The following is a 26,648-nucleotide window of genomic DNA, read 5'->3' as shown; positions in this document are numbered from 1 at the left end:
CCAGACGCGAGATAAACTCGCTGCTATTTGTGTGTTTCTCAGTGTAGTGGCAGTGCCTCGGTGTTCTCGGTGGTAAAAGCGTTTTGTTCTAGTGCATCAGTAATTAAGAAATTATTATCACCACAGAGAACACGGAGAAGTGAAGGAGAAGAGCAAACAACGTCTCAGTGTAGCGCGCTGCGCCCTCGGTGGTCAAAATTGTTCTTTTAAGTAAAAACTAAAGAAATTTTATCACCACAGAAAACATGCAGTAGTGAAGAAGTAATAATTAATTGTAAACGCCTTGCTTGCTAGCACGTTGATATAAAATCTATTTACGCTTTTTCTTTTTGCGTGAGCAAGCTTCACGCCTACCAATAAAAAAGCACCGCGTTTATTGTAAACGCGGTGCTTAATATTTATTTTTTCTTACAGCTTACAGCTTACAGCTTACAGCTTACAGCTTACAGCTTACAGCTTAAAGCTTACAGCTCTAACGTAAACGTTATACCCGCTACTCTTGGCTCACCTAATTGCACGTAGGTGTGTGTAGCGTAGCCATCAAGTGGGTCGTTACCAAACTCAAAGCCGCGGGTTGGTACTGTTTCGTCAAATACGTTACGTGCCCATGCGCGCACTGCCCACATGTCGGCTTCGTAGCCTAAACTTAGGTTTACTAAATTGCTGCTGGGTGCTTTTGAATTATGGCTATCGGAGAAGTAGTAATCGTCCTTACCTTCAACACCAATCATACCGTACAGCTCATTAGTAAAGTTGTAACGTGCGCTAAATGCGTATTGGTATTTAGGTGATTGCGCTTGCTCACGACCGTCTTGATTTAAGCCAGATTGCGTTACAAAGTCGTCAATTTCTGTGTTTAAGTAACCCGCACTACCTGTTAAGAATAAGTCTTCGGTAAGTTGGTAACTACCTTCAACTTCTAGCCCGTAGTTGCTACCAGAGCTTGCGTTATCAACGTAGCCTGTAAATTGCTGACCTTCTACTTGCCATGCTTTTAACTGAATGTTGTCGCGGTGCATATAAAATGCTGCTAAACGAAGAGTAAATTTATCATCAAGCGATGAACCCTTAACGCCAAACTCGCTGCTCCAAAGGTATTCTGGGTCAAAGCTTGTATGCTGCTGGAAAAAATCAGCATCTAGGTTTAAGCCTTCATCTTTAGCTTTGGCTAATGCTTCTGAATTAATACCGCCAGCTTTATAACCACGGGTAATGCTGGTGTAGATCATAGTACGATCAATCACTTGGTATTCAAGTGCTATTTTACCGCCTACCATTACGTCGTCAGTCTCTTCAATAAAGCCGTTGCTGTCGGTGTAATCACCTTGGTATTGCTCTACACGTAAACCGGTAATGAGCGTGGTTTTAGGGCCTATAGGTGTGGCTACTTGGCCGTAAACAGCTACGTTACTGGTTTCGTAGGTTGATGCAAATGGACTTGCAAGCCATGTGTATTCGCGCTCTAAATCTACGTCGCGGTTTTGATAGTAAACACCGGCAACCCAGTTACCTGTTTTAGAATTAAATTGTAAATTAGCCGATTGATCATCGCGATCACGCGTGTACACATCGGTTGAGCTATAACCCCAAGGGTGTAGGCCAGCTGCACATAATTGTGGCTCGCTTGCATCGTTACATACCCAGTCTTCATCAAAGCTGTAAAGTAGCTCTGTATCAATGGCTGAAAGGTTTAAGCTTACATCAAAGGCATTAAAGCCTGTGTAGGTATTATTAATACCAATGGCGTAGCTTTGTTGATTATCTTGGCCTGGCTCGTCGGCTACACTATTACGGCTGTTATCAAGCGTGAACGCATCGTAGCCGTTGTTTATATCTATGTAGTGCAGGTTTAACTCTGTGTTTAAATGCTCAGTAAGTTGGCTGTTTAATTTAAAGCGGGCTACTTGCTCATCTTGTTGTTGAGTTTCGTCGTTTAAATATAGGTTATCTACGTAGCCGTCTGATTTTCTGCGAAAGTAGCTGACGCGGGCACTTGTGTCGTCGGTTAATCCAGTACTTGCTGCAAGGCCTGCTTCGCGCGAGTTATAAGTACCCATACCCACTTGTAATTTTAAGCTCGGATCGGCAGTTGCCTGAGCTGATTCCATTTGGATCATACCGGCCATGCCGTCTGCACCAAAGCGAGTGCCTTGTGGGCCGCGGTAAATTTCTACCTGGTCTATATCAAATAATAATGAGCTGCCACCTAAACCCGAGTAGTTAATTCCGTCAATAACTAAGCCAACCGATGGGTTAATTGGATCTACAAATTGTGAACGAAGTCCCACTCCACGAATTTGAATATAACGACCACGAGAGGCACCAGATGTAAAGTTTACGTTGGCTGTACTACCTAGCATTTCGTCTAAGTAACTTGCACCACGTTGATTAATTTCATCTTTGCTAAATAGGCTAGCGCTAGCGCTTAATGTTTGAATGCTTTCACGTTGAAAGTCGCCTGTAACAACAATTCGTTCTAGGTCGCTGTCATCAGCGTTTGCTATAAGTGGTGTACTAATTAGCGGTAATAACGCCGCAGTAATTAAAGACAAACGTAAGTTCATTAGGTTACTTAACTCCATTTTGGGGACTCGTATGGTAGCAATTATTTTAATACTTGTGTTATAACGCAGCGATTATACGTTAAATAATCAGGATTACTAATATGACCTTTAAAGTTGATTTTAAAGTGCGCCATTACGAATGTGACCTACAAGGAATTGTAAATAACAGTGTGTACTTTAATTATTTAGAGCATGCTCGCCATGAGTTTTTGTTTGTAAATGGGGTTGATTTTGCACTACTAGCAAAGCAAAAAGTTAATTTAGTGGTGATACGCAGTGAGGTTGATTATAAACATTCGCTTGTACCAGATGATGAATTTTATATAGCAGTTGAACCTGAGCGTATAAGCCGTATAAAGTTTGCGTTTAAGCAAACCTTAGTGCGTAAACACGACAACAAAGTAATGCTACAAGCCAAGGTTATAGGCACCTCGGTTAATGAAAAAGGCCGCCCTTTTTTACCTCCCGAAATAGATAATTTATTTAAAAATTACACCCAAGATTATCCAGTATAATTTTTAGGGGCTGTGACCTTTGGGATTAAATTTAACCTTAACCTAGTCTGTTTTATAGCAGCGCCTAGGTAGTGGAGTTGTTTATCGTAAATAGCGAGCAGCGTAGGTGCTGTTATCGAGCCCACTAAGTTACAAATCAAGCAAGGCGATTAAAGCCCCCTTACTGGAAAACGTTTTAATCTGCAAAGTTCAACACTCTCTAAACTATCATAGAACAAAAATTTACATTTAAAACATGCATTTTTAACGGATAAACCGCATAAAAATTGTTACTATTACGGTAATTAAATATTTAGTTAGAAATAGCATGAAATTAGCAGCACTACCGATGCTTTTAATCGGTTTATGTATTGGTTGTACAGCCACAGGGACGGTGACCACTGAGCAGCTAAAGTACACACAATGGCAACTATCAAAGGTTGATGGTTTAGCTGTGCCGGCCTCGTACAGTGCATCAATGAGCTTTATTGAAGCGTTGCAAGTAAACGGGTTTGCAGGATGTAATAAGTTTTTTGGTGAAGGCGAGCTTAAAGACAGCAGTATTAGCGTTAATAAACTTGGCATGACGCGTAAGTCGTGCGGAGCAGACGTTGATGAGCTAGAGCAGCAGTTTTTACAAGCGCTACGAGAAGGTGCAACGCTTACCATGCAAGGCTCACAGTTAGTTATGCAGGGCGATCAAACTTTTTTATTTATTGCAAAGTAGTGGCATGAGTATTTAAAACTGCCCCTTGCGGGCAATTTTTAACTGGCGTACACTCAACGCTGATTTGATAAAAATAGCAAATCAACGAACATAATTTTACTTGTCGGAGTGCCTTAAATAATTAAGGCTGAGATCGCGAAAGCGGGATCCGTGAACCTGATCAGGTTAAAACCTGCGTAGGGAACAAGCTGCCTAAAATGGGACGCTTGTGCGTCTTTTTTTATGCGCACAACAAAATAACTAGCCATTTTAGGCCGCAAAGCAGCGTAACCACTGCTTTACGATCTTTCTCTATTCCTTATGGAATATCTGACAAGACAACCCTTTAGCAATGAGGTAAGTCATGTCAAACACTACAAATAAATCTACACGTCGAGAAACGCGCGCTGCAGCGTCAGATTACATTTATAATTTAACGGGTCAGCAATTTCCAAGCTCACAAAAAGTGTATGTTGAGGGCAGTCAAAGCGGTGTACGCGTGGGTATGCGCGAAATTACATTAAGCGATACGTTTATTGGTGGCGATGAGCAAAACCCTGTGTATGAGCCAAACGATCCACTGCGTGTTTACGATACATCAGGCCCGTATACCGACCCTAACTTTGAATTAGACGTACGTAAGGGATTACCTAAATTTCGTGAGCAGTGGATAAAAGAGCGCAACGACACCGAAGTGCTCGACTCAGTCACTTCGCAATTTGCTCAGCAACGTATGGCCGATGACGGCCTTGATCATATTCGCTTTGATCATTTACCTAAAATTCGCCGTGGTAAAGCGGGCAAAAACGTGACGCAAATGCATTATGCTCGCCAAGGCATTATTACCCCTGAAATGGAATACGTAGCCATACGCGAAAACATGGGTCGTGCACAAATTAGAGAAGAGCTGCTAGCAGCACAGCATAAAGGCGAATCGTTTGGGGCGAGTATTCCCGATTTTATTACCCCTGAATTTGTACGCGACGAAATAGCCCGCGGTCGCGCTATTTTACCAAATAATATTAACCACCCCGAAACCGAGCCCATGATAGTTGGCCGTAACTTTTTAGTTAAAGTGAACGCTAATATTGGTAATTCATCGGTAAGCTCATCAATCGAAGAAGAAGTAGAAAAAATGGTGTGGTCTACCCGCTGGGGTGCCGATACCGTAATGGATTTATCAACTGGGCGTTACATTCACGAAACCCGTGAATGGGTAGTACGCAACTCGCCTGTGCCCATTGGCACCGTACCAATTTATCAGGCGCTAGAAAAAGTAAACGGAGTGGCCGAGGATTTAACGTGGGAGATATTTCGCGATACGTTAATTGAACAAGCCGAGCAGGGTGTTGATTACTTTACTATTCATGCCGGCGTATTACTGCGTTACGTGCCAATGACGGCAAAGCGAGTAACCGGTATTGTATCGCGGGGTGGCTCAATTATGGCTAAGTGGTGTTTAGCGCACCATAAAGAAAACTTTTTATATACGCACTTTGAAGATATTTGCGAAATTTTAAAACAATACGATGTGTGTTTTTCGCTCGGAGATGGCCTTCGTCCAGGCTCGATTGCTGATGCCAACGACGAAGCACAATTTAGTGAGCTACGTACGTTAGGGGAGCTTACAAAAATTGCGTGGAAACACGATGTACAAGTATTTATTGAAGGCCCAGGCCATGTGCCAATGCATATGATTAAAGCCAATATGGATGAACAATTAGAGCATTGTGGCGAAGCGCCTTTTTACACATTAGGCCCATTAACGACCGATATAGCACCAGGGTACGACCATATAACATCGGGTATAGGCGCTGCACAAATAGCGTGGTACGGCTGTGCCATGCTGTGTTATGTAACACCAAAAGAGCATTTAGGTTTGCCCAATAAAGAAGATGTAAAAGAGGGCCTAATTACCTACAAAATTGCAGCGCATGCGGCCGACTTAGCCAAAGGCCACCCCGGCGCTCAAGAGCGCGATAATGCGTTATCTAAAGCGCGCTTTGAATTTAGATGGCACGACCAATTTAACATTGGTTTAGACCCAGAACGTGCCCGTGAATATCACGACGAAACCCTACCGCAAGAGTCTGGCAAAGTAGCGCACTTTTGCTCTATGTGTGGCCCTAAATTTTGCTCAATGAAAATTACCCAAGAGGTACGCGATTACGCCAAAGATCTCGAATCACGCGGGATCGATCCTAACAATGTTGGTGATGCAATTGAGATCAAAATGGTTGATGTAGAAGCGCAAATGAAAGCGAAATCTGAAGAGTTTAAACAAACGGGCTCAGAAATTTACCACAAAGCAATATAAGCCAATAACAGGTTAGCGGCTTATGGCTGCTAGCCTTTTATTAAAAGGAGGTTTTATGTTTTACAACATTGCTGTTGTGGGGTTTGGTTTAGCAGGGCGCTTAGCTGCCCTCGAGCTTAGTAAGTCGCATCATGTAACAGTGTTTGAAGCCAGTGACGAACACACACAAAATAGTGCCGGTAAAGTGGCTGCGGCAATGCTTGCTCCGCTTGCTGAGTCGGTATTATGTGAAACGGATTTAGCCATCATGGGGCTAAATTCACTCAAGCGCTGGCCAGAGATAGTGAGCGAGCTTGAAGGCGAGGTTTTTTATCAGCAAAAAGGCACGCTGGTCGTGGCGCACCAGCAAGATAAAGGTGACTTACAAAGCTTTAGCCAGCGTATTAAGCCTATAGCAGGGCACAGCGCGCAGGCGTTAAATGCTCAGCAAATAACACAGTTAGAACCCGAATTAGCTAATCGTTTTAATCAAGGGGTGTTTTTACCCTGCGAAGGGCAAATAGATAACCAGGCCTTTTATAAAGCAAGCTTTACCATGCTTAATAAACGTAAGGTTAAGTTTGTTTTTAACCAACGCGTTAGCATTCAAAACGGCGAGGTGAATAACCGCGCGTTTGATTACATTATTGATTGTCGTGGCTTAGGTGCTAAAGGCGATAAACCCCTTAGAGGGGTTCGCGGTGAGGTGGCTAGATTACATGCACCTGAGGTTAATTTAACGCGGCCTGTGCGCTTAATGCACCCGCGCTACCCAATTTATATAGCGCCAAAACCTAATAATGAGTATGTAATTGGTGCAACTGAAATAGAGTCTGATGATAGTGGCCCTGCAACAGTACGCTCCACGCTTGAACTACTTTCGGCGGCTTACACTGTGCACAGCGGGTTTGCCGAAGCACGGCTGTTAAATATTCAAAGCGGGTTACGCCCCGCATTTAGCGATAACCGCCCTGCGGTTTTAAAAACAGGTAACGTAATTAGCATTAATGGCTTATATCGTCATGGCTACATGTTAGGGCCCGCCTTAGTGGCTGATGCGTTATCTCAAATAGGGTGAGTAATAAATGACTATAACAATTAATGGTGAGCTGCTAACTATTAAAAGCGCAATGCTTGTTGATGTATTACAAAATTTTGGTGCAAAGCCTCCATTCGCGGTGGCACTAAATGGCGAATTTATTCCACAAAGTTTGCATGCCAGCACCACAATTAACGAAGGGGATAGCATTGAATTGTTATCGCCTATTCAAGGTGGGTAGCATTATGCAAGGTAACGATTGCTTAACTATTTATGGCGAGCAACTAAATAGCCGTTTATTAATAGGCTCGGCGCTTTATCCCTCTCCAGCGGTGATGGAAGAGTCTATAAAAGCCTGTGGTGCGCAAATAGTAACGGTGTCATTAAGGCGCCAGCAAAGCGCTGCCGCAGGGGATGACTTTTGGCAGCTTATAAAAAACACAGGCCTTAAAATACTGCCTAATACCGCAGGGTGCCACAGTGTAAAAGAAGCCGTAACACTTGCTGAAATGTGCCGTGAAGTATTTGCAACCGATTGGATTAAGCTTGAACTAATAGGTGATGACTACAACTTACAACCCGACCCATTCGCATTGTTAGAAGCCACAAAAATATTAATTAATGATGGCTTTAAAGTATTGCCTTATTGCACTGATGATTTAGTGCTTTGCCAGCGTTTAAACGAGCTAGGGTGTGAGGTGCTTATGCCTTGGGGCGCGCCTATTGGCACCGGCAAGGGGCTTTTAAATAGTTATAATTTAAAAACAATTCGTGAGCGCTTACCAAACACAACATTAATTGTAGATGCAGGGCTTGGTTTGCCTTCGCATGCCTGCCAAGCGCTTGAATTAGGGTATGATGCGGTATTATTAAATTCAGCGATAGCAGGGGCTGGCTGCCCAATTACGATGAGCCGTGCATTTAAAGCCGCGGTAGAGGCTGGGCGCTTTGCGTATAATGCCAAAGCAATGCCTGAAAAAGACTTAGCAGCCCCCTCAACCCCTACAATGGGTATGCCGTTTTGGCATCAGCAGTAAGGAAATAAAGAGTATGAATAATTTAGTGTGGACAATTGCAGGCTCAGACTCAGGTGGTGGCGCAGGAATTCAAGCCGATATAAAAGCAATGCAAAGTTTTGGCGTGCATGGTTGTACTGCAATTACCGCGCTTACGGCGCAAAATAGCTTAGGTGTAGAGGCCATTAACGCGGTATCTACCGATATTATTGAATCGCAATTACTCGCACTCGAAAGCGATATGAAAGCCAAAGTAATTAAAATTGGCATGCTGGCTAATGTGCAGCAAATTCAATTAATAAGCGAGCATATAGCGCATTATAAGGCAAAATGGCCTGTACCGCCTGTGATTGTTTACGACCCCGTTGCAATTGCTTCAAGTGGTGATGTATTAACAGAGGAAGATACCGTAAGTGCCATTAAAGAATGCTTAATGCCGCTGGTGGATGTAATAACGCCTAACACGCACGAAACGCAATTATTAACAGGCGTATATTTAATTGGCCCAAGCGCCGTGAAAGACGCTGCTAAAAAGCTATTAAGTTGGGGCGCAAAAGCGGTTGTTATTAAAGGCGGGCACTGGGATTACCCAACAGGTTATTGTATTGATTACTGCACACAAAACGGCGAAGAGTATTGGCTTGGTAATAAAAAAATTCAAAGCCCTCATAGCCATGGTACAGGTTGTAGCATGGCCTCGGTTATTGCCGCGTGTTTAGCAAAAGACTACCCCCTAAAAGATGCTTTTATTTTAGCTAAAGCCTATATAAATCAGGGCTTAAAGCAGTCGGTTAGATACGGCGAAGGAATAGGCCCTGTTGCACATACTGCTTTTCCTACACAGTTAGATGACTACCCGCAAGTAATTGAGCCTGGTAGCTGGCTTGGTGATGAGCTTGATTTTGATGTGCCGCTGGAATTTAATATGGCGGCTGATTTTGCACCTTGTGAGAGCAAAAAGCTGGGCTTGTATGCTGTGGTCGATAGCCTAGATTGGCTAGATAAATGTTTGCAGCAAGGTATTACTACGGCGCAGCTTCGCGTTAAAAATAAAACCAACCTTGAGCTTGATGAGTTAATTAAGCAGGCCGTAGAGCTGGGTAAAAAGTACCACGCTCACGTATTTATAAACGACTACTGGCAGTTGGCAATAAAGCACGGTGCCTACGGCGTACACTTAGGCCAAGAAGATTTAGAAACCGCTAATTTAGCCGCGATTAAAGAAGCAGGTTTAAGGCTTGGGCTTTCTACCCACGGTTTTTACGAAATGTTACGTGCGCACAACTACCGACCAAGTTATATGGCATTTGGTGCTATTTACCCAACCACAACCAAAGATATGAGCGGCCAAATACAAGGTCTCGATAAACTTAAAAAGTGTGTGCCATTAATGCAAAACTACCCAACAGTTGCCATTGGGGGCATAGATTTAACCCGCGCAAGCGAGGTTGCAAATACAGGAGTAGGCAGTGTTGCGGTTGTACGAGCGATTAGTGAAGCGGATGATTATATTGCTGCAATTAGTGCGCTACAAAGTGCTATAAACCAGCCTAATGAATAAGCTTAGCGATAAAGAAACCCTGCGTTATAGTCGCCACTTATTATTAAAAGAAGTGGGCCTAGAAGGTCAGTTAGCACTTAAAGCAGCCACCGTTGCAGTAGTGGGAGTTGGCGGGCTAGGTAGCCCTGCACTTTTGTATTTAGCTGCGGCAGGTATTGGTAAACTTATTTTAATAGATGATGATGCGGTTGAGCTTTCTAACTTGCAGCGCCAAGTGCTTTTTAAAGTTAATCACTTAGGGCAAAACAAGGTTACCGCTGCTGGCAAAGTATTAACAAGCCTTAATAATCAAATAGAAATAGTGACGCATTGTAAAAAGCTCGATGATAACAACGCAGGGGAGCTTTTAAAAAATGCCGACATAGTACTTGATTGCTCTGATAATTTTGCAGCACGTTACAGTGTTAACCGTTATTGCTTTACTCATAAGTTGCCTTTAATTGCAGGTGCCGCGATTGCAAGTCGTGGGCAACTTATGGGCTTTGATTTTAGGCAAAACAGTAGCCCATGTTATGGCTGTGTTTTTGCAAAAAGTGACGCCGCACCCGCTGTAAATTGTAGTAATGTAGGTGTAATAAGCCCACTGTTAGGAATTATAGGCTCTATGCAGGCACAGCTTACGCTTAATATGCTATTAGGGCATGTTGAAGGTAGTGTGTTTATCAGCTTTGATGCGCTGAGCTTAAAGCAACAGCAATTTAAAATGATTAAAGATATAAACTGCAAAGAGTGCGGTGAATAAAGTATGCGGTAATTCGCGGGGCTAAACTCGGGGTTAAGCCATCAGAAGCTGCGCTTCTAACGTAAGCAAGCTCTTTGTCGACAGCTAAAATTAGCATCGTAGTTTAATTAATCTATAGGCGCCTTGCTTGCTGGCGCGTTGATATAAAATCTATTTACGCTTTTTCTTTTTTGCGTGAGCAAGCTTCACGCCTACCAATAAAAAAGCACCGCGTTTATGGTAAACGCGGTGCTTAATATTTATTTTTACTTACAGCTTACAGCTTGGCAAACACGTCTTGTAGTGGTGGCACTACTTGCTTTTTACGGCTTAATACGCCATCTAGCCATACTTTGTCTTCGCTCGGCTTTTCACCGTAAGCTTGCTCTACAAGGTTTGCATCATCTGAAGCGATCAGCATTTGTGAGCCTTCTTTCATGATGTCGGTAAGCAGTAAAAATACTGAGTGGCGGTTGCCTTCAATTTTTAGCTTAGCAATATCGGCTTCTAAGTCTGCTTTAATTTCGTCAAACACTGCAAGGTCAATAACCTCTAGCTGGCCAATGCCCACTAGGTGACCGTTCATGTTGAAGTCTTTGAAGTCACGCATTACTAAGTCACGCACAGGGGTGTCTTCAACAGCTGACTTAACACGGAACATGTCCATGCCTAGTTCTTTATAGTCTTCAATGCCGGCAATTTCTGCTAGTGCTTCTACACATTTAATATCAGCCGTTGTACAGGTCGGCGATTTAAAAATAACGGTATCGCTTAAAATTGCACATAGCATGATGCCAGCAATATCTTTAGGGATTTCTACGTTGTAGAAGTCATACATCATTTTAATAATGGTGTTTGAACAGCCTACCGGACGGATCCAACACTCAAGCGGTGTAGATGACGTTAAATCGCCTAGTTTATGGTGATCGACTACGCCAACAACACGTGCTTGGTCGATATCATCTGGTGCTTGTGTTTTTTCTGTGTGGTCAACAATATATACATCTTCGCCAGCGTAGCTTAATTTAAGCTCAGGTGCTTCGAAGCCAAATTTATCTAGGATAAATTGAGTTTCTGGTGACACTTCACCAAGGCGTGTTGGTATTGCTGGCTCATCGATTTGGTTTTTTAAATAAGCAAGTGCAATTGCACCACAAATAGAATCTGAATCTGGGATTTTATGGCCCACTACATACATAGACATTGACGGAACTCCTTTAAATTTGCCGATATTCTACCAAAGTCTGTGGCCTTTAACATATAGACAGTGCAATTAAGTTTTAGTTACACTTTAAAATCTTGAATTTACTGGGTGTATAAATATGCGACTGGGCCGCAAAGGTTGGAACAACGTTATTATTTTTTCGATGTTGATTATGATCTTCTTTTTAAATGGCTGGCATAAGCAGTTTTTAGGGGGCGAAGACGAGCCTACATTACAACCGGTACTGCCATTACAAAGTTTTGTGTTAACACTGAGCTTTGTTGATCAGAAAATTGAACGTATTGGTACAAGTTGGCGTACAACCGCATTAAAAGAAAATACGCCCGTGAGGTGGGATGCATCACAGCAGCAATTAGCTGAGCTAATTAACCATTGGCAAACGGCTGCGTTGATGCAGGTAAATGAGTCTGTTGTATTTAATCCAAACTCACCATTGTATGTGGCCACCTTTGAGTTGGCTGGTGAGCGCTTACCTTGGGTTTATTTACTGTACAAAGGTAACGGTAAGTATTATTTGTTGGAAAAAAATAGCCAGCGCGTGATGGGGCTTGATTTAGCGACTGCAAAGCAGTTATTTCCAAGTGTTGATTTTTCAAAAAGTGAGTTGCATTAATGCCTGAATTACCAGAGGTAGAAGTAAGTAGACTGGGGATCACCCCGCATGTAGAAAACCAGGTAGTGACGAAGGTAAATATTTATAATGCCAGCATGCGATGGCCTGTGCCCGATGATGTTTATCAGTTAGAAGGGTTGAAGGTAGAGCGAATTGAGCGCCGTGCAAAGTATTTATTGCTGCACTGCGAATTAGGGAGTGCTATTTTACATTTGGGAATGTCGGGTAATTTGCGCGTTGTGGATAAACGCGAGCCGCTTAAAAAGCATGATCATGTTGAGTTTGTTCTTAGTAATGACAAGGCGCTGCGATTAAACGACCCTCGCCGGTTTGGTTGCTGTTTATGGCAAGCACCAGGGGATGTTCATAAGTTACTCTCAAAACTTGGCCCTGAGCCGCTTACGGATGATTTTTTTGCAAAGCGTGTATACGAGCAATCGCGAAATAAAAAAGTCCCCGTGAAGCAATTTATTATGGATAACGCGGTGGTGGTGGGCGTAGGTAATATTTATGCCAATGAGTCGTTATTTAAGGCGGGAATACACCCAAAACGCGAAGCAGGCAAAGTATCGTTAAAGCGATATCAAACCCTGATCCCTATTATTAAAGACACTCTAGCAGCGGCAATAACACAAGGCGGTACAACCCTTAAAGACTTTGCCCAAAGTGATGGCAAACCAGGTTATTTTGCACAACAGTTGTTAGTGTACGGACGAAAAGGAGAGGCGTGCGTAACGTGTAAAACGCCACTTGAAGAAATTAGACTAGGGCAGCGCAGTACGGTGTTTTGTAAGCACTGCCAAAAATAGCCGTGTTATAGCTCAAACGGTGCCACACCGACGGCTTTCATTTTATAGCCCACTTGGGCTATTTCACCAGACCAGGTTTCGGTACTGATAACGCCGGTAACAACAATCGCATCATACAGGCTCTCAATGGGGACGCCGCCTTTTACTGTTACATGAACGATTTGATTTGGAGGCGGGGGCGGTACGTGAATACACGCGCCAAAGTATGGCACAAGCAAAAACTCAGTAATGACTTCACTGTCGCCTTCAAGTGGGACAACAAACCCCGGTAAGCTCACTGATTGACCATTTAATGCTTCAACCACAGGAGCATCTAACTCTGGCTGCACCCAGTTTTGTTCACTGCCTTCGTGGTTAGCCTGTGCTTGGGTATCTATTTGTACATGCCCTTGCGGGATTAAGTCTTCCCAAAAAATTTCTTTCGGCGGGTTTGCACTACTGACAAAGCTAATAAGTAGGCAGCTTACTAGCGTGCAGTAATAAAGCGCGGATTTAAAAAGTATCATGAAATTCCTAAAGTTAAGTTTTTATACTCATACCATCGCTAAGCGAATAAAAGTAAGCGCGGGTAGCTGGTATTAAGCCAATTATAAACCCAGCGGCCATAATAACGCCTATTAAAGTGAGTTCATAGTAAGAGAGCATGGCAATATTAACGCTTATGCCTGCATGGCTTTGCAAATAGCTGCTACTGATAAGCATAACGCCATAATACAAACCACAGCCAACTAGGCAGCCTAATAATGTTGTAAATAACGATTCCATGCTTATTAGTGTAAATAGCTGCCATGGCCGTGCGCCGACTGAGCGCAATATAGCAAGCTCTCTTCGGCGTTGATTTAAATTGGCCAGTAGTGTGGTCAACATGCCCAATAAACTGACTAATATAACAACGCCTGAAAACAGTAAGAGTACTTTTTCGACAATGGCGAGCATTTGCCACAGCTCTTTTAAGGTCACTGTGGGCATAATGGCCAGAAGTGGCTCTTTTTTGTATTGGTTGATATTACGCCTAATTTGCAATGTGTATAAAGGCGAGTCGAATCCCATTAAAAACGCAGTAATTTGGCTTGGCTCACCGATTAGGTTGTTATGCTCATCGTGCTCATCGTGCTCATCGTGCTCATCGTGCTCATCGTGCTCATCGTGCTCATCGTGCTCATCGTGCTCATCGTGCTCATCGTGCTCATCGTGCTCATCGTGCTCATTATTCGCAGAATGTGAACCACCATGTATTAAATCAATAGCTGCTAGAGGTATGTGTAAGGTTTTATCTACTGGCGTGCCAGTGGCGTTTAAAATACCGATAACAGTAAACGGGTTGTCTTTATGATGATGAAAGCTCGTATTACCCATGCCGTGTGAGATTACTACGTTATCACCTAGTGTATACCCTAAACGGCTCGCTACATCGCTGCCAAGTACCACCTGGTTTAAATGCTCAAACGCGTGGCCTTGTTGAAAACTTAACGTTTGCTTTTTACCAAAGCGATAGTGGGTAAAGTAATCGCGGCTTGTACCTAGTACAGCTTGGCCTTTGTGGCTGTCGCCTAAACTAATAGGAATGCTCCATTTAACACCACGCTGAGCTGCGATGTACTGATAACTTTGCCAGCTCACCCCATTATTTGCGTAACCTATTCTAAATACAGAGGAAAGCAGTAATTGAATATCGCCGGTGCGGGCGCCTACAATTAGGTCTGTCCCAGAGATGGTATTACTAAAGCTGGTTTTTGCATCCACGCGAATTCGCTCAATACTTAGTAAAAGCATCACGCTAATAGCAATGGTAAACAATGTGAGCAGTACACTTGCTCGGCGATTTAGCAAACTTTTATAAGCTAACTTAGTCAGGATCATAACTGCTCCTGTAAGCTAACTAGGCTAATTGCACGATTAAATAGCGGTTTTAATGTTTCGTCATGGCTTACAAAAACTAACGTACTGTTGGCGCGCTTAGCCTGTTCGAATAACAGCTTTATAAAGCTTTCTCTATTTGCGGTATCGAGTGCCGAGGTAGGCTCATCAGCAATTATAATCTCTGGGCTGCCAATAAATGCGCGAGCGGCGGCAACCCGCTGTTGCTGACCAATACTGAGCGAGGCAACATCTTTACTATGATAAGACTCACTTAAGCCTAATGCTGTTAATAAGCGTATCGCTTCTTTTTGTAAGCTTGGCTTGGACTCTGTTGTTTGCTGTAAGGCTTTTTGTTTTCTACTTTTTGAAAATTCACAGCCAAGCGTGACATTCTCAATGGGTGTTAAATACGGTAATAAATTAAAGTTTTGAAAAATATAGCCAATATTCTCCGCTCTAAATACGTCTCTTTGCGTATTGCTAAGTGTATTTAAATCGCGATTTAAAATACGTATGTTGCCACTACTTGGTGTGTTTATACCTGCCAATAGCGCAAGCAGGGTTGATTTACCGACGCCGCTGGGACCATGTAAAAAAATATGCTCGCCTTTATCAACCCTAAGGGTTGGAATATTTAGCGTAGGCTTGGCATCATTTTTATGCCATTTAAAGGTTACATTATCAAGCTCAATCATACAGTGTGGTGTTACCAACCCCAATACTTGAGGTCTTTACGCATTTTAAAGCTTCTAATTATATTTATTGGCTTTGGTTTAAGTTTGTCGCTTTTGTGTAAAAACTCATTAGCTGCGTTAAGCACGCGTAAACTAGATTTACCGTCGCTATAAGGGTGAATATCTAGACAATAATTTTCAATATGCTGCATTAAATTTTTAGGTCTCGTTAATGCGTGCTCTATTGCTGCTTCTATTTTATCAGCCTCTGTCACATTGATTAAATGAGGCTGAGGCTTTTGATTTCGAAATGTAACAACGGGCTTTCTTAGTAATAAAAACATTAATAGCACCGATGATGTATCACACAGCATTATATCAGCCGCTTTGAGAAGAGGGATCACATTATCGGTTTCTATAAAGGTTAAGTTTTTATTATTTAATGCTTTATATTTATCTACCCATTCTTGGGGCATTTTAGGATGAAATTGCATTAAAATACGCCACTTCCCTTGCAGGCTAAATTGCTTTATTTGTTCATATAGTTTGGGAGCTAGTGACAGGTTTCGTGAAAAAGTAGAGCAAATTAGTAGTGTAGGACGTGGATCATTATTTACATAAGGGTTGTTTAGCGTATTACTAAAAAGAGGGTCTAATGTTGGCCAGCCTGTTTCTACTACTTTAAAAAAACCATATTGTCGCGCCAACTCTTTAAATTTGGTGGTGGTATTGGGACCCTGCGTACAGTATAAGTCGAAACACCCACGAATATTAAAGTGATCTTCTTTCCCTCTTCTATTTAGTTTTCCTGAATTAAAACCATGAAAAACAGCTACTTTTTTACCAGGAATAAAACTTGGAACAATATTACCAGGAATAAAAACTAAATCTGGATTCCATTTCTGGGTAGCGGGAATCGAGTTTAAACGCTTTTCATCATCATCTAAAAAGTCGGGGTTTACTTCATTACCCGCTAAAAACCACCGAACTTCTCCACCATGGGCTAAAATTTGCGCCTGAAGCGGCCTTAAAATAGCGTATGAATAATTTTGCGAAATATACATTAGGTATTTTTTATTTGCGGTCGCAGTTAGGTAGTCCAAGCGTTACTCCTCTAGTTAGCACGCTAAGTTTACCGCATTATTACAGCCATATAAATATTGCGTGGTTATTTAACCTGAGCTCTGGGTAATAAACCTATCTCTAGCAGCTATTTTCAGCGCTAACTGCGTTGAGCTTACTTGCAATAGGCCAGCTATTGACGCGTAAATTCACCTTACTTTCATTGAAAATCTCTGGCTAGAGAAAATAAATTTAAATATCAGCATAATACAACACGCCCTAGTCAGTCTCTTAACCAGAGTTCAGGTTATTTAGTTTTCAGTGCTGATTGAGCTTTAGGGTAGGCTGATTTATTATATAGCGCTTATAACCCCATACCATACTTTGCTCTATGAGCATCCCTAACCCCGGAGATAGCATGACTAGCTATAAAGTTTTAGACGTAAACGATGACTTACCCATTCGCACTAAAGGTGGCGTACACAGCGGTAAAGTTCGTTCGGTTTATTGGCTAACAGATGAAGACAGCGCACGCCTCATTAAAGAAAAAAACTATAAAGTTCCGCAAGGAACTGAGCTGGCAATTATGGTTATTTCAGACCGTATTTCTGCTTTTGATTGTATTTGGCAAGGCGAAAATGGCTTAAACGGCGTGCCGGGAAAAGGTATTGCGCTTAACTCTGTTGCATCTCATTGGTTTAAGTTATTTGATAAAGCTGGCCTTGCGGGTAACCACATTGTTGATATTCCACATCCTTATGTATGGATTGTACGCAAAGCAAGTACCGTAAAAGTAGAAGCGATTGCGCGCCAATATATAACCGGCAGCATGTGGCGTGATTACAGTAAAGGGGTTCGCAACTTTTGTGGCATAGATTTACCTGAGGGCTTAAGAGCAAACCAAAAGCTTGAAAACGTACTAATAACCCCTTCTACAAAAGGTATTATCGAAGGCGTGGCTGATATTCCACCTGTTGATGATGTGAATATTACGCGCGCTAATATCACTGATAATTTAGACGTATTTAATTTTAAATCGGCAGAGGATGTGACTAAATACGAAAAGCTATTGGTTGAGGGCTTTAAGCTAATTAGTGAAGAGCTGGCAAAGCTTGATCAAATATTTGTAGATACAAAATTTGAGTTTGGTTATGTAGAGGATTTAGACGGTAACCAACAGCTTATTTATATTGATGAAGTAGGCACCCCAGATTCTTCGCGCATATGGGATGGCGCGGCTTACCGCGATGGTAAAATAATCGAAAACTCTAAAGAAGGGTTCCGCCAGTTATTAATTTCTACTGTGCCAGAAAGTGACGTGCTGTTAAATAAAGACCGCATGGATGAGCGTGAGCAGCTTGCTAAAGACTTTATTTTACCAGAATCGGTCATGCTTGAGGTGTCTAACACTTATGTAGGCATTGCCAGTAAAATCATTGGTAAAGAGATTGTAATTCCTGAAGATCCTCGCCAAGAAGTAATTAATATTTTAGATACTGATTACGGTCTTATTGTAAAATAGTACAACTAAAGTATTAAAACAAACAAAGCCCAGTCTTTATTTTTAGTTACTGGGCTATATTCCTTGCAATTAGTGCTGGTCTCTAATTAACTTAACCTAAGATTAACTTTTAGGTATTGATATGTTTAGGCAAGTGCAGCAAGTTTTTAATAAAAGAGGTTATTTACTCGCCGCTACTTTATTTTTTAGCCAAGGCGTACTGGGTGCAAATATTGATTTAGTCATTCAAGACCAGCATGGTCAGCCACTAAAAGGTGCAGTCGTTGAGCTTTATAAGGCGGCAAAGTCAGAGCGCACTACGTTACCCGTTGCGGTAATGGACCAAGTACATAAAGCGTTTTTGCCTGATTTACTGGTGGTGCAAAAAGGCCAGCAGGTTAACTTTCCTAACAGCGATAATATTCGCCATCATGTTTACTCTTTTTCTCAGGCTAAGCCCTTTCAGCTAAAACTCTATTCAGGCCAACCTAAAGAGCCTGTGACTTTTGATCAACAAGGTGTTGTTGTACTAGGCTGTGATATTCATGACTCTATGGTTGGCTATATTTATGTAGCCAATAGTGAATACGTTTATAAAACTAATAATACGGGTAAGTTAACCTTAGACATAACGCCGTTACCGACTACGCTGAGTGTGTGGCATGCGCTACAAACTGCACCGTTGGAAAATAAAAAAATGATAACAATAAACAATAACAATGAGTTACTAATTAAGGTTAATACCTCCACCCCAGCACCGCGAAATACTTTTGGCAGTAAGTTTAAGGGCGGAAATGACTAACAGTTTAAAAAACCGCATTATTGTTTTATGTGTAGGCTTAGTGTTACTGACCACTATGGTGAGCATTGTTAGCTTTTGGTGGTCTACAAGTAAATTTCAAGAAGAAAAAGTAAATCAAGATATTAGCGTAGCGCAAAATGTATATAAGCAATATCTGAGCGCAAAAGAAAGCCTACTGCTTACTGCTGCTAAAGTACTCACTGCCGACTTTGGCTTTAAGCAAGCGGTTGCCACTCGCGATGCAGGCACCATAAGTAGTGTGTTGTTTAATCACAGCCAGCGTATTGATGCAGAGCTTATGCTACTGATTGATTTATCAGGTAAATTAATTTCAGCCAATACTAATGCAGATTTGTACCCTCAAAATTTAAAGCCGTTACTGGATGAGTTATTAACTTCGCCAGAGCAATCGAGCTTTGTCGTTCTTAATAATCAGCTATATCAAGTTATTTTACTACCTGTAAGGGCGCCTAGAACCGTTGCATACAGCTTAGTGGGTTTTAAAATTGATGACGAAGTCGCCCTAGAACTTAAAAACCTAACAGGAATGGATGTCAGCTTTATTGCTGAGCAGGACAACCTCGTAAGAAGCTCGTTGCTTAATCGGCCAGAGTTTTTTTCACCTAAAAACTACTTTAATACCACCACAACAACGCGTTTGTTTGGTGATTATCCTGTATATAAAAACCAAGATATTATGTTGCCCTCCCTACAAGGGGATGCGGTAACAATTTTGCTCAGTGCTGATTTAACGCAAAGCTATAACGATTTTGAAAACTTATTGTTTACGCTAATTATTATGGCCATTTTAACGATGCTGGTGGGGGTTATTACCAGTAGTTTACTGGCAAATAACTTAACAACCCCACTCTCACAGCTTGCAGTTATTGCCAGGCAATTTGCACAAGGTAATTACGCATTTGAATTTAATGCATCTAAACAAAGTACCGAAATAGCAACCCTTGCTAACGCCTTTGATAACATGGGTAACGATATTAACGAGCGTGAACAAAAAATTAGTTTTCAGGCACGCCATGATTCGCTTACAGGCTTTTATAATCGCTCGGCTATGCTTGAAGTACTCGATGATGAGCTGACTCCCTCTACACAATACACCCTGGTTGCTATTGATATAAAAGGTTTACGGCATATAAACGATAAGCTAGGCCCACGCGTAGGCGATGAATGTTTAAAAGCGGTTGCCAATCGAATTAGTGGCTTTTCGGACGAACTTGGCGGCTTTCATGCGCGTATTGGTGGTGATGAGTTTTTAACTGTGTTTCCAAGTGCCGCTGCCAGAGAGAAAAAAAGCGGTATAGTTGGTTTAATGGCACAGCTATTAGCGTGTTATACCATTAAAACGTTAAAAATTAACTTACGCTTTAGCGCTGGGGTTGTCGAGTATCCCATGCAAGGTCTTGCCAGCGACGATTTAATGCGACGCGTACTTATTGCCGTAGACAATGCAACAGATAGCCAAGACAGTATTCATTATTACCAAAATGGTGAAGACGAAGCGCATTTAGATCGTCTTAAAATGTTAGATGAGCTTAAACAAGCCATTAGCGATGATGATGGGCAATTATTTATGACCTATCAGCCTAAACTGCATTTACACACACAAAAAATAAATAAAGTCGAATCACTGATCCGCTGGCAACGTAAAGATGGCAGCTGGGTAAACCCAGAACTGTTTATTGATTTAGCTGAGCAATCGGGGCTTATCGTTGAGCTTACATCATGGGTTGTTAACACGGTGGTTTCTCAGGTGGCTGATTGGCAGGCTAAAGGGATTGAAATGCAGGCAGCAATTAATGTATCAGCACAAGATATTGCCTCACCGAGTTTTCATTCAGCGTTAGTGCGTACTCTAAAAAAATACAATGTTGATCCAACCCTCATTACTGTTGAATTAACTGAGCGCGACATGATTGAAAATGAAGAAAAAGGCATAAAAGCATTACAAAACTTAAAAGCCATCGGTGTAAAAATTTCATTGGATGATTATGGCGTAGGGCAAACATCACTGGGGAGATTAAAAATGCTGCCTATTGATGAGCTAAAGTTAGATAAGTGCTTTATTTTAAAGTTAGATGAGTCGCGCAAGGATCAATACATAGTGCAGTCGTCTATTACCTTAGGGCATCAACTAGGCTTTAGCGTTGTTGCAGAAGGCGTTGAAAACAGGGATTCGTTAGACTTACTTAAACTTATGCATTGTGACCATGCTCAGGGTTACTACCTAAGTAGGCCTTTAAAAGCAGAACTATTAGAACAGTGGCTAAAGGAATATTATGAAAAAAGTTAAGTGTTTATTACTTGGGTTATTACTTAGCTCGAGCTTTTCTGGTTTCGCAAGCGATGGCAAATTATTAGCGACCCCCGGGGTTTCGCAAATAGAAGGCAGCGGGGGCGGCGGTATTGTGCCTTGGGCACAGCTTGCAGGTTACGCCAGCGAAGACGAGTTCTCTGTGAATGGTTTTTGTAGCCGTGCAGATGTAACAGACTACACTTTAGATGTATGTGGAGCACAAGTTAACCTATTTAATCGTGTAGAACTTAGCTATGCTCAACAACGTTTTGACGTGCCTGCACTTGATACCGAAATAGAGCAATCTATCACGGGCGCTAAAATTCGTTTATACGGCGATATAGTTTACAGTGACTGGCCGCAATTGAGTGTGGGTATACAGCATAAATCCCTTGACGATGGCGCTGTTGCGACCCTAGTAGGTGCACAAGATACTAGTGGAACTGATTACTACCTCGCAGCTAGTAAACTCCACTTAGGCGCTGTAGGGGGGCTTAACTGGTTTTGGAACGTCACAACTCGCTACAGTGAGGCTAATCAACTCGGTTTGCTTGGTTATGGTGGGGCAAATGATGATGCAAAAATTTTATTTGAAGGCAGCACCGCTGTGTTTTTGAGCCGAAGTGTTGCCGTAGGTATAGAGTATAGGCAAAAGCCTAATAACCTTAATTTGGGTGAACAAGACTGGAAAGATTTATTTGTTGCTTGGATGCCAAACAAACACGTGAGTGTCACCGCTGCATACTTAGATTTAGGTAGCATTGCAGGAGCGAGCGATCAAACAGGGTGGTACTTATCGGTAACAGGGTATTGGTAATGAAAAACGTTGTCATTTTATGGTTGTGTTTAAGTGCCCTGGCAGGGTGCGCAAGCTCAACAAATTTATCGCTTTATCAACAGCTTGATGGCCGAGCGGGGCTTACGCGTATTGTAGACAGTTTTATTTACCAAATAGGTAGTGATGAACAAGTACTGCATTATTTTGAACACAGCGACATAAGCCACTTTAGAGAAGGCTTTATTATGCATATGTGTATGCTAGTTGATGGCCCATGCAAGTACACAGGAGATTCTATGGTAGATATTCATACTGGGATGCACATAACTGAGAAAGATTTTAACCATGTGGTGGACTTACTTGTAAATGCGATGGAAGAGCAAAATATTAGCCATAGCATACAAAATGAGATTCTATCTAGGATGGCACCGCTGCGTAGTAAAATAATAAGAATTTAGGTAACATCTGTAAATTATTTACTCGTAGGAGTGAACCTTACTTTTGTAATAGTGTCCACTTAGTATTATTTCCTATAAACAATAATTGGCGCGCACAGCTTGTATGTCTTACCTATTTATATCCCGCAAAAATGTACACGCAAAGTACTATAAAAAAATAATCAAAAAGCTGAGTATGGATTGCCAACTGCATGTTATGGGGGCGCCAAAGCTTTCAGCTATACACTATTTAAGTAAAGCGTTTAAAGTTGATTTTAACGATGTTATTAATGCACAACTAAAACGTAAGCGCGCCCGTAATAACCTTTGGAACAATGCTTTAGTATCGGCGGTTTACAAAGTGGGGCTGCGCTTTTTTGAGCGTTTGCGTTACGCAAAATATTTAGCTTTATTAACGGAAGTTAACCCTGATGTAATGGTGATATGGAATGGTAATAAACTGCCTAATACTACCGTTGCTATGGCTGCCAAGGCACTGGGTATTAAGCAATTTTATTATGAAAATGGTTTACTTCCGGGTACCACCAGTTTAGACCCTCAAGGGATTAACTTTAATGCGTCGCTAAGTCGAGATCCTGATTTTTATTTAAATTTTAATGCAAATAATGCCTTAAACTTTGATGCACCGGCGCTTGTCCCACGAGAAAACCATAAAAAACGCTGTGATTTTGCAGCTGAAAATATACCTGAACGCTACATATTTGTGCCTTTTCAAGTGCCTCACGATACGCAATTAGCGAGCTTTTCGCCATGGATTGACTCAATGGAAATGCTATACGATGAAGTTGTTAGCGCAGTGAAAGCATTGAACGACCCTAGTTTAAAGGTCGTTTTTAAAGAACACCCGTCGTGGCACAAGCATTACACCCATTTATACGATAAAGACCCAATTGCACTTTTTGCAAACGGCAATAAAACCTGTGAACTTATTGAATGCGCAGAAGCGGTGATCACTATCAACTCTACGGTCGGTTTAGAAGCACTGTTACTAAATAAGCGCGTAATTACTGTAGGGCAGGCTTGTTATAATATAGAAGGCTTAGTCAAGCATGCTGATACTCGTGAGGGCTTAGCTGCCCAAGTAGCAGATGTAGCTCAAGGATGGCAGTTTAATCCGCAGCTACGCGATAAGTTTTTTTGCTATTTAAAGCATGTGTATAGTGTGCCGGGCGTTTGGAAACACGCCGAAGAAGAGCATATCAAAGCAATTGAGTTACGTTTTAAAGGGGCGGATAAATTTGCACAATACAGCAACAATGTGCCCAACGAACTTATTTAACCGCGTATAGTATATCAACATGTTGTGATTTAGCTGTAAGGACAATTTTTACAGCCATTTTTACAGCATGTACCTCGCTTTAAAAAAAACCATTTACTAAACACCATGTAGCCATTTTGCATGGTGTAGTCTAGCCCTTCAATTAAATTGTCATTACCTCTAAACTTTTTAGCAAACTCAATTTGTGCTTTGATTGGCTGAGTATAAATATGCGCTAAATAAGCGTTTATTTTATTAAGCGTACATTGCGGGCATAAACAGCTTGTTGCTGACTCTTCAAGCGGTAAAATAGCAGGTAATTGGTTACACCAACATGCGTTTATATCGTTTACATTACAACTAAGCGCAGTGTGGCATTGTGAGCAGTTTAATCTCGTCATTTTAAGTCTTATCAGCAGTAGAGCAGCAAGAATAACAAATATTATGAATATACAAAAAGCATTGGCCGAATTTATTACCTTTGGTGAGCAAAGAGATGATGCTATTAGCGTGATTATTTCTACCCCAGCAGAGGAAAGTGCTCCCGGTTATACACTCACAAAGCCGGTATTGATTGACGTGCTAACACGTTGTGTAAACCACGAAATAGAGATAGATGATTTAGAGCTATGGGCAAATGTGGTTGAATCGCGAGATGATATAAATTGCGCCGAACACGAAGGGGTTATTTTTGCGCTCAGTAATAGCGAGCAAATGGGTGAACTTGATAAGCGTAAGCTGACTGTATTGTTGAAGCTGCTACAGAGCTAAGCGTAATTTAGTAATGATTGTATTTAAACCGTTTTAAATTATCTTCAGGTGCAGCGAAATCAAACTTAGCTTATAGATTAACATTGCTCTGAACTCAAAACCGTGAACTACGAGAACAGAGCAATGTGATAAAACGTCTTTATTCAGAGGGCTTACAGCTCTTCACTTTCTTTAATTGTTGCAAATGCGGTGTTTAAACGCGTTACTGTTTCAGGCAGTTGGTCGTCTAAAATGTCTGCTTTATCTGCACCCCATGCTAGTACCACTGTTGAGCCTAGTTTAAAGCGGCCCATTTCTTCACCTTTTTTAAGGGTAATGGCGTTTTCGCCTTTAGTTGGGTAGTTCCAGCTAAACACATCGCTACCGGCGGGTGGTGTTACTGTGCCTGCCCAAACGGTCTCTATGCTGGCTACAATGGTTGCGCCTACTAGTACCATAGCAAGTGGGCCAATTTCGGTTTCAAAAATAGCCACTACACGTTCGTTACGAGCAAATAAATTAGGGACATTTCGCGCTGTAAGCGGGTTTACCGAAAATAAGTCGCCCGGTACGTAAATCATTTTACTTAGTGTGCCGTCTATAGGCATATGAATACGGTGGTAGTCTTTTGGCGCTAAATAAATAGTAGCAAATTTTCCGCCTAAAAATGGTGTTGTATCATCTTCAGAGCCACCTAATAGTGCTTGTAGACTGTAGTCATGACCTTTTGCTTGTATTAGCTGCCCATCAACAATGTCGCCCAGTTGGCTAATTGCACCATCAACAGGGTGAGTAATTACGTTCTCGCCTTGCGCCATTGGACGCACACCATCTTTTAATGGGCGAGTAAAAAATTCATTAAACGTTTTGTAGTGCGCTGGGTCTTCATACAAAGCCTCGTTCATGTCTACTTTATATTGTTTAATAAATAGTTTAATAAGCGTTGTAGTTAAAGCACCTGCTTTTGCTGCTGCTAATTTACCTACTACGCGTGAAATAAAGTGCTTTGGCATTGCATACTGCATTGCAATTTTAAATTTGTCTAAACTCACAGATTGTTTCCTAAATTAAACGCGAGGTGCGCGTGCACCAGCACGGCCATCGGCCATTGTTTCTAAAATACGGTGGTAGCTGTCGAATCGCAATTGCGAAATATCGCCATCGGCTACCGCTTGTTGAATTATACAGCCAGGGTCGTTTAAATGCTTACAGTCTCTAAAACGACATCCACCTATAAACTCTCTAAACTCTTTAAAGCACCAGGTTACCCGTTCAACATCTAAGTGCCATAAACCAAACTCACGTATTCCCGGTGAGTCAATTAGGTTACCACCACTTGGTAGGTGATGTAAGCGCGATACAGTGGTGGTATGTTGCCCTAAGCCACTGTTTTCTGATACTTCTTTAGTTAATATTTCGGCATCAGGAAGCACAGTGTTAACTAAGGTTGATTTACCTACGCCACTTTGACCAACAAAAATATTATTTTTATCAACCAGTACGTTTTTTAAATCATCTATGCCTTCGCCGGTTACACTACTTACAAGCAGTACCTGATAACCAAGGCTTCGATAAATATCGAGTACTTTTTGAATTTCATTTAGGCCTTCGTCGTCGATTAAATCGATTTTATTAAGTACTAAAATAGGTTCTATACCCATGTCTTCACAGGCAATTAAGTAACGGTCGATAATACTGGGCGTAAACTCTGGCAGTACCGCTGAGACCATTAAAATTTGGTCAATATTTGCAGCGATTACTTTTACGCCATCGTAAAAGTCGGGACGCGTAAGCTGTGAGCGGCGTTCTTGTGTTGCTTCAATAACGCCCGCTAAGTCGCCTTCACTTACTTTTGCGCGGCGAAATAGTACTTCATCACCACACACTAAGTTAGTAACGGTACGGCGAATATTACAGCGTAATACGTCACCTTCTTGTGTTTCTACATCGGCGTGTTGGCCAAAACGGCTGATCACGACAGCGTTTTCGGTTGCGCCCAGATTATCTGTTTGCCACTCTTGTGCGCCACCTTTTGCCAATTTTGTATCGGCATTATTTAAGCGCTTTTGATGATTAGCCTTGATCCTGCGAGATTGGCCTTTACTTAATTTTTTCTGTTTTGCCACTTTTGGCCTATAACCTTGGTTTAA

At 41.8% G+C, this 26,648-nt stretch carries 26 protein-coding genes and 1 riboswitch; of the genes, 17 read left to right on the top strand and 9 right to left on the bottom strand.

What is annotated here, in order from left to right; translation table 11 throughout:
• Window positions 1-464: 464 nt before the first annotated feature.
• A complete protein-coding gene (locus OIZ54_RS07805) occupies window positions 465-2,582 on the bottom strand; it encodes a TonB-dependent receptor (protein WP_264390103.1) in 2,118 nt (705 codons plus the stop codon).
• Window positions 2,583-2,665: 83 nt separating this feature from the next.
• On the opposite strand from OIZ54_RS07805, the gene OIZ54_RS07800 reads away from it, so the two are divergent.
• The 8 genes from OIZ54_RS07800 (at window position 2,666) to OIZ54_RS07765 (ending at window position 10,418) form a co-directional block, all read left to right on the top strand.
• Entirely contained in the window at window positions 2,666-3,079 is a 414-nt protein-coding gene (locus tag OIZ54_RS07800) for an acyl-CoA thioesterase (protein ID WP_248444157.1), read from the top strand.
• Window positions 3,080-3,386: 307 nt separating this feature from the next.
• Window positions 3,387-3,785, top strand: coding sequence for an META domain-containing protein (locus OIZ54_RS07795; protein ID WP_004589048.1), 399 nt, complete (start codon window positions 3,387-3,389; stop codon window positions 3,783-3,785).
• 94 nt (window positions 3,786-3,879) lie between these two features.
• Window positions 3,880-3,985: riboswitch (TPP riboswitch) on the top strand.
• A 143-nt stretch (window positions 3,986-4,128) separates the two neighbouring features.
• The gene (gene thiC / locus OIZ54_RS07790) at window positions 4,129-6,081 is read left to right on the top strand and encodes a phosphomethylpyrimidine synthase ThiC (RefSeq protein WP_264390102.1); all 1,953 of its coding nucleotides are present in this window, start codon (window positions 4,129-4,131) and stop codon (window positions 6,079-6,081) included.
• 55 nt (window positions 6,082-6,136) lie between these two features.
• Window positions 6,137-7,138 (top strand): FAD-dependent oxidoreductase, encoded by a 1,002-nt coding sequence (locus tag OIZ54_RS07785; protein WP_055252896.1) that lies wholly within the window; start codon window positions 6,137-6,139, stop codon window positions 7,136-7,138.
• 7 nt (window positions 7,139-7,145) lie between these two features.
• Window positions 7,146-7,340, top strand: coding sequence for a sulfur carrier protein ThiS (thiS, locus tag OIZ54_RS07780; protein WP_096739084.1), 195 nt, complete (start codon window positions 7,146-7,148; stop codon window positions 7,338-7,340).
• Between the two features lie 4 nt (window positions 7,341-7,344).
• A complete protein-coding gene (locus tag OIZ54_RS07775; protein WP_264390101.1) occupies window positions 7,345-8,136 on the top strand; it encodes a thiazole synthase in 792 nt (263 codons plus the stop codon).
• A gap of 13 nt (window positions 8,137-8,149) precedes the next feature.
• Window positions 8,150-9,676, top strand: a complete 1,527-nt coding sequence (gene thiE / locus OIZ54_RS07770; RefSeq protein WP_264390100.1) for a thiamine phosphate synthase — start codon at window positions 8,150-8,152, stop codon at window positions 9,674-9,676.
• Window positions 9,669-10,418 (top strand): HesA/MoeB/ThiF family protein, encoded by a 750-nt coding sequence (locus OIZ54_RS07765; protein ID WP_264390099.1) that lies wholly within the window; start codon window positions 9,669-9,671, stop codon window positions 10,416-10,418. The genes thiE and OIZ54_RS07765 overlap by 8 nt, the downstream gene beginning before the upstream one ends.
• Window positions 10,419-10,674: 256 nt before the next feature.
• Here OIZ54_RS07765 and OIZ54_RS07760 read toward each other — a convergent pair whose 3' ends face one another.
• The gene (locus OIZ54_RS07760; RefSeq protein ID WP_264390098.1) at window positions 10,675-11,601 is read right to left on the bottom strand and encodes a manganese-dependent inorganic pyrophosphatase; all 927 of its coding nucleotides are present in this window, start codon (window positions 11,599-11,601) and stop codon (window positions 10,675-10,677) included.
• Window positions 11,602-11,719: 118 nt separating this feature from the next.
• Between OIZ54_RS07760 and OIZ54_RS07755 the strand changes: the two genes are divergently transcribed.
• Together OIZ54_RS07755 and mutM are read left to right on the top strand one after the other, a co-directional pair.
• Complete coding sequence (locus OIZ54_RS07755) at window positions 11,720-12,235, top strand: hypothetical protein (RefSeq protein ID WP_004589064.1); 516 nt, start codon at window positions 11,720-11,722, stop codon at window positions 12,233-12,235.
• Window positions 12,235-13,044 carry a bifunctional DNA-formamidopyrimidine glycosylase/DNA-(apurinic or apyrimidinic site) lyase gene (gene mutM, locus OIZ54_RS07750; RefSeq protein ID WP_024033345.1) on the top strand — a complete coding sequence of 270 codons (810 nt, stop codon included), beginning with the start codon at window positions 12,235-12,237 and terminating at the stop codon, window positions 13,042-13,044. Before OIZ54_RS07755 ends, mutM begins: the two co-directional genes overlap by 1 nt.
• Before the next feature lie 5 nt (window positions 13,045-13,049).
• Here the strand turns inward: mutM and OIZ54_RS07745 are convergent, their stop codons facing one another.
• From OIZ54_RS07745 to OIZ54_RS07730, 4 genes are read right to left on the bottom strand one after another with little or no spacing between them, the layout of a single operon-like run.
• Window positions 13,050-13,550 carry a DUF3299 domain-containing protein gene (locus OIZ54_RS07745; RefSeq protein WP_004589066.1) on the bottom strand — a complete coding sequence of 167 codons (501 nt, stop codon included), beginning with the start codon at window positions 13,548-13,550 and terminating at the stop codon, window positions 13,050-13,052.
• Between the two features lie 13 nt (window positions 13,551-13,563).
• Window positions 13,564-14,904, bottom strand: a complete 1,341-nt coding sequence (locus tag OIZ54_RS07740; RefSeq protein ID WP_264390097.1) for an ABC transporter permease — start codon at window positions 14,902-14,904, stop codon at window positions 13,564-13,566.
• Entirely contained in the window at window positions 14,901-15,599 is a 699-nt protein-coding gene (locus tag OIZ54_RS07735; protein WP_264390096.1) for an ABC transporter ATP-binding protein, read from the bottom strand. Before OIZ54_RS07735 ends, OIZ54_RS07740 begins: the two co-directional genes overlap by 4 nt.
• An 11-nt stretch (window positions 15,600-15,610) precedes the next feature.
• Window positions 15,611-16,681: a CDP-glycerol glycerophosphotransferase family protein gene (locus OIZ54_RS07730; protein WP_096041158.1), complete on the bottom strand. Its 1,071-nt coding sequence runs from the start codon at window positions 16,679-16,681 to the stop codon at window positions 15,611-15,613.
• Window positions 16,682-17,058: 377 nt separating this feature from the next.
• Here OIZ54_RS07730 and OIZ54_RS07725 point away from each other — a divergent pair, with 377 nt between their 5' ends.
• The 6 genes from OIZ54_RS07725 to OIZ54_RS07700 all read left to right on the top strand — a co-directional run bounded on the left by OIZ54_RS07725 (window position 17,059) and on the right by OIZ54_RS07700 (window position 23,769).
• Window positions 17,059-18,162: a phosphoribosylaminoimidazolesuccinocarboxamide synthase gene (locus tag OIZ54_RS07725; protein ID WP_264390095.1), complete on the top strand. Its 1,104-nt coding sequence runs from the start codon at window positions 17,059-17,061 to the stop codon at window positions 18,160-18,162.
• Between the two features lie 121 nt (window positions 18,163-18,283).
• Entirely contained in the window at window positions 18,284-18,943 is a 660-nt protein-coding gene (locus tag OIZ54_RS07720) for a methylamine utilization protein (protein WP_264390094.1), read from the top strand.
• Window positions 18,936-21,251 (top strand): EAL domain-containing protein, encoded by a 2,316-nt coding sequence (locus OIZ54_RS07715; RefSeq protein WP_264390093.1) that lies wholly within the window; start codon window positions 18,936-18,938, stop codon window positions 21,249-21,251. Before OIZ54_RS07720 ends, OIZ54_RS07715 begins: the two co-directional genes overlap by 8 nt.
• Window positions 21,238-22,071 (top strand): DUF3034 family protein, encoded by an 834-nt coding sequence (locus OIZ54_RS07710; protein WP_264390092.1) that lies wholly within the window; start codon window positions 21,238-21,240, stop codon window positions 22,069-22,071. The genes OIZ54_RS07715 and OIZ54_RS07710 overlap by 14 nt, the downstream gene beginning before the upstream one ends.
• Window positions 22,071-22,490: a group I truncated hemoglobin gene (locus OIZ54_RS07705; protein WP_096739092.1), complete on the top strand. Its 420-nt coding sequence runs from the start codon at window positions 22,071-22,073 to the stop codon at window positions 22,488-22,490. The genes OIZ54_RS07710 and OIZ54_RS07705 overlap by 1 nt, the downstream gene beginning before the upstream one ends.
• Before the next feature lie 175 nt (window positions 22,491-22,665).
• Entirely contained in the window at window positions 22,666-23,769 is a 1,104-nt protein-coding gene (locus OIZ54_RS07700) for a capsular biosynthesis protein (RefSeq protein WP_096739093.1), read from the top strand.
• 29 nt (window positions 23,770-23,798) lie between these two features.
• Here the strand turns inward: OIZ54_RS07700 and OIZ54_RS07695 are convergent, their stop codons facing one another.
• On the bottom strand, window positions 23,799-24,149 hold the full coding sequence (locus tag OIZ54_RS07695) for a DUF5522 domain-containing protein (protein ID WP_029773276.1): 351 nt from the start codon (window positions 24,147-24,149) through the stop codon (window positions 23,799-23,801).
• Between the two features lie 43 nt (window positions 24,150-24,192).
• Between OIZ54_RS07695 and OIZ54_RS07690 the strand changes: the two genes are divergently transcribed.
• A complete protein-coding gene (locus OIZ54_RS07690) occupies window positions 24,193-24,519 on the top strand; it encodes a hypothetical protein (RefSeq protein WP_096041164.1) in 327 nt (108 codons plus the stop codon).
• 152 nt (window positions 24,520-24,671) lie between these two features.
• On the opposite strand, the gene asd is transcribed toward OIZ54_RS07690, so the two are convergent.
• Together asd and rsgA are read right to left on the bottom strand one after the other, a co-directional pair.
• Window positions 24,672-25,550 (bottom strand): archaetidylserine decarboxylase, encoded by an 879-nt coding sequence (gene asd / locus OIZ54_RS07685; protein WP_004589055.1) that lies wholly within the window; start codon window positions 25,548-25,550, stop codon window positions 24,672-24,674.
• Window positions 25,551-25,565: 15 nt separating this feature from the next.
• On the bottom strand, window positions 25,566-26,624 hold the full coding sequence (gene rsgA, locus OIZ54_RS07680; RefSeq protein ID WP_264390091.1) for a small ribosomal subunit biogenesis GTPase RsgA: 1,059 nt from the start codon (window positions 26,622-26,624) through the stop codon (window positions 25,566-25,568).
• Between the last annotated feature and the right edge of the window lie 24 nt (window positions 26,625-26,648).

The sequence above is a fragment of the Pseudoalteromonas sp. A3 genome, from assembly GCF_025942345.1.
Taxonomy (GTDB): domain Bacteria; phylum Pseudomonadota; class Gammaproteobacteria; order Enterobacterales; family Alteromonadaceae; genus Pseudoalteromonas; species Pseudoalteromonas atlantica.
This window is presented reverse-complemented; position numbering and strand designations above follow the sequence as displayed.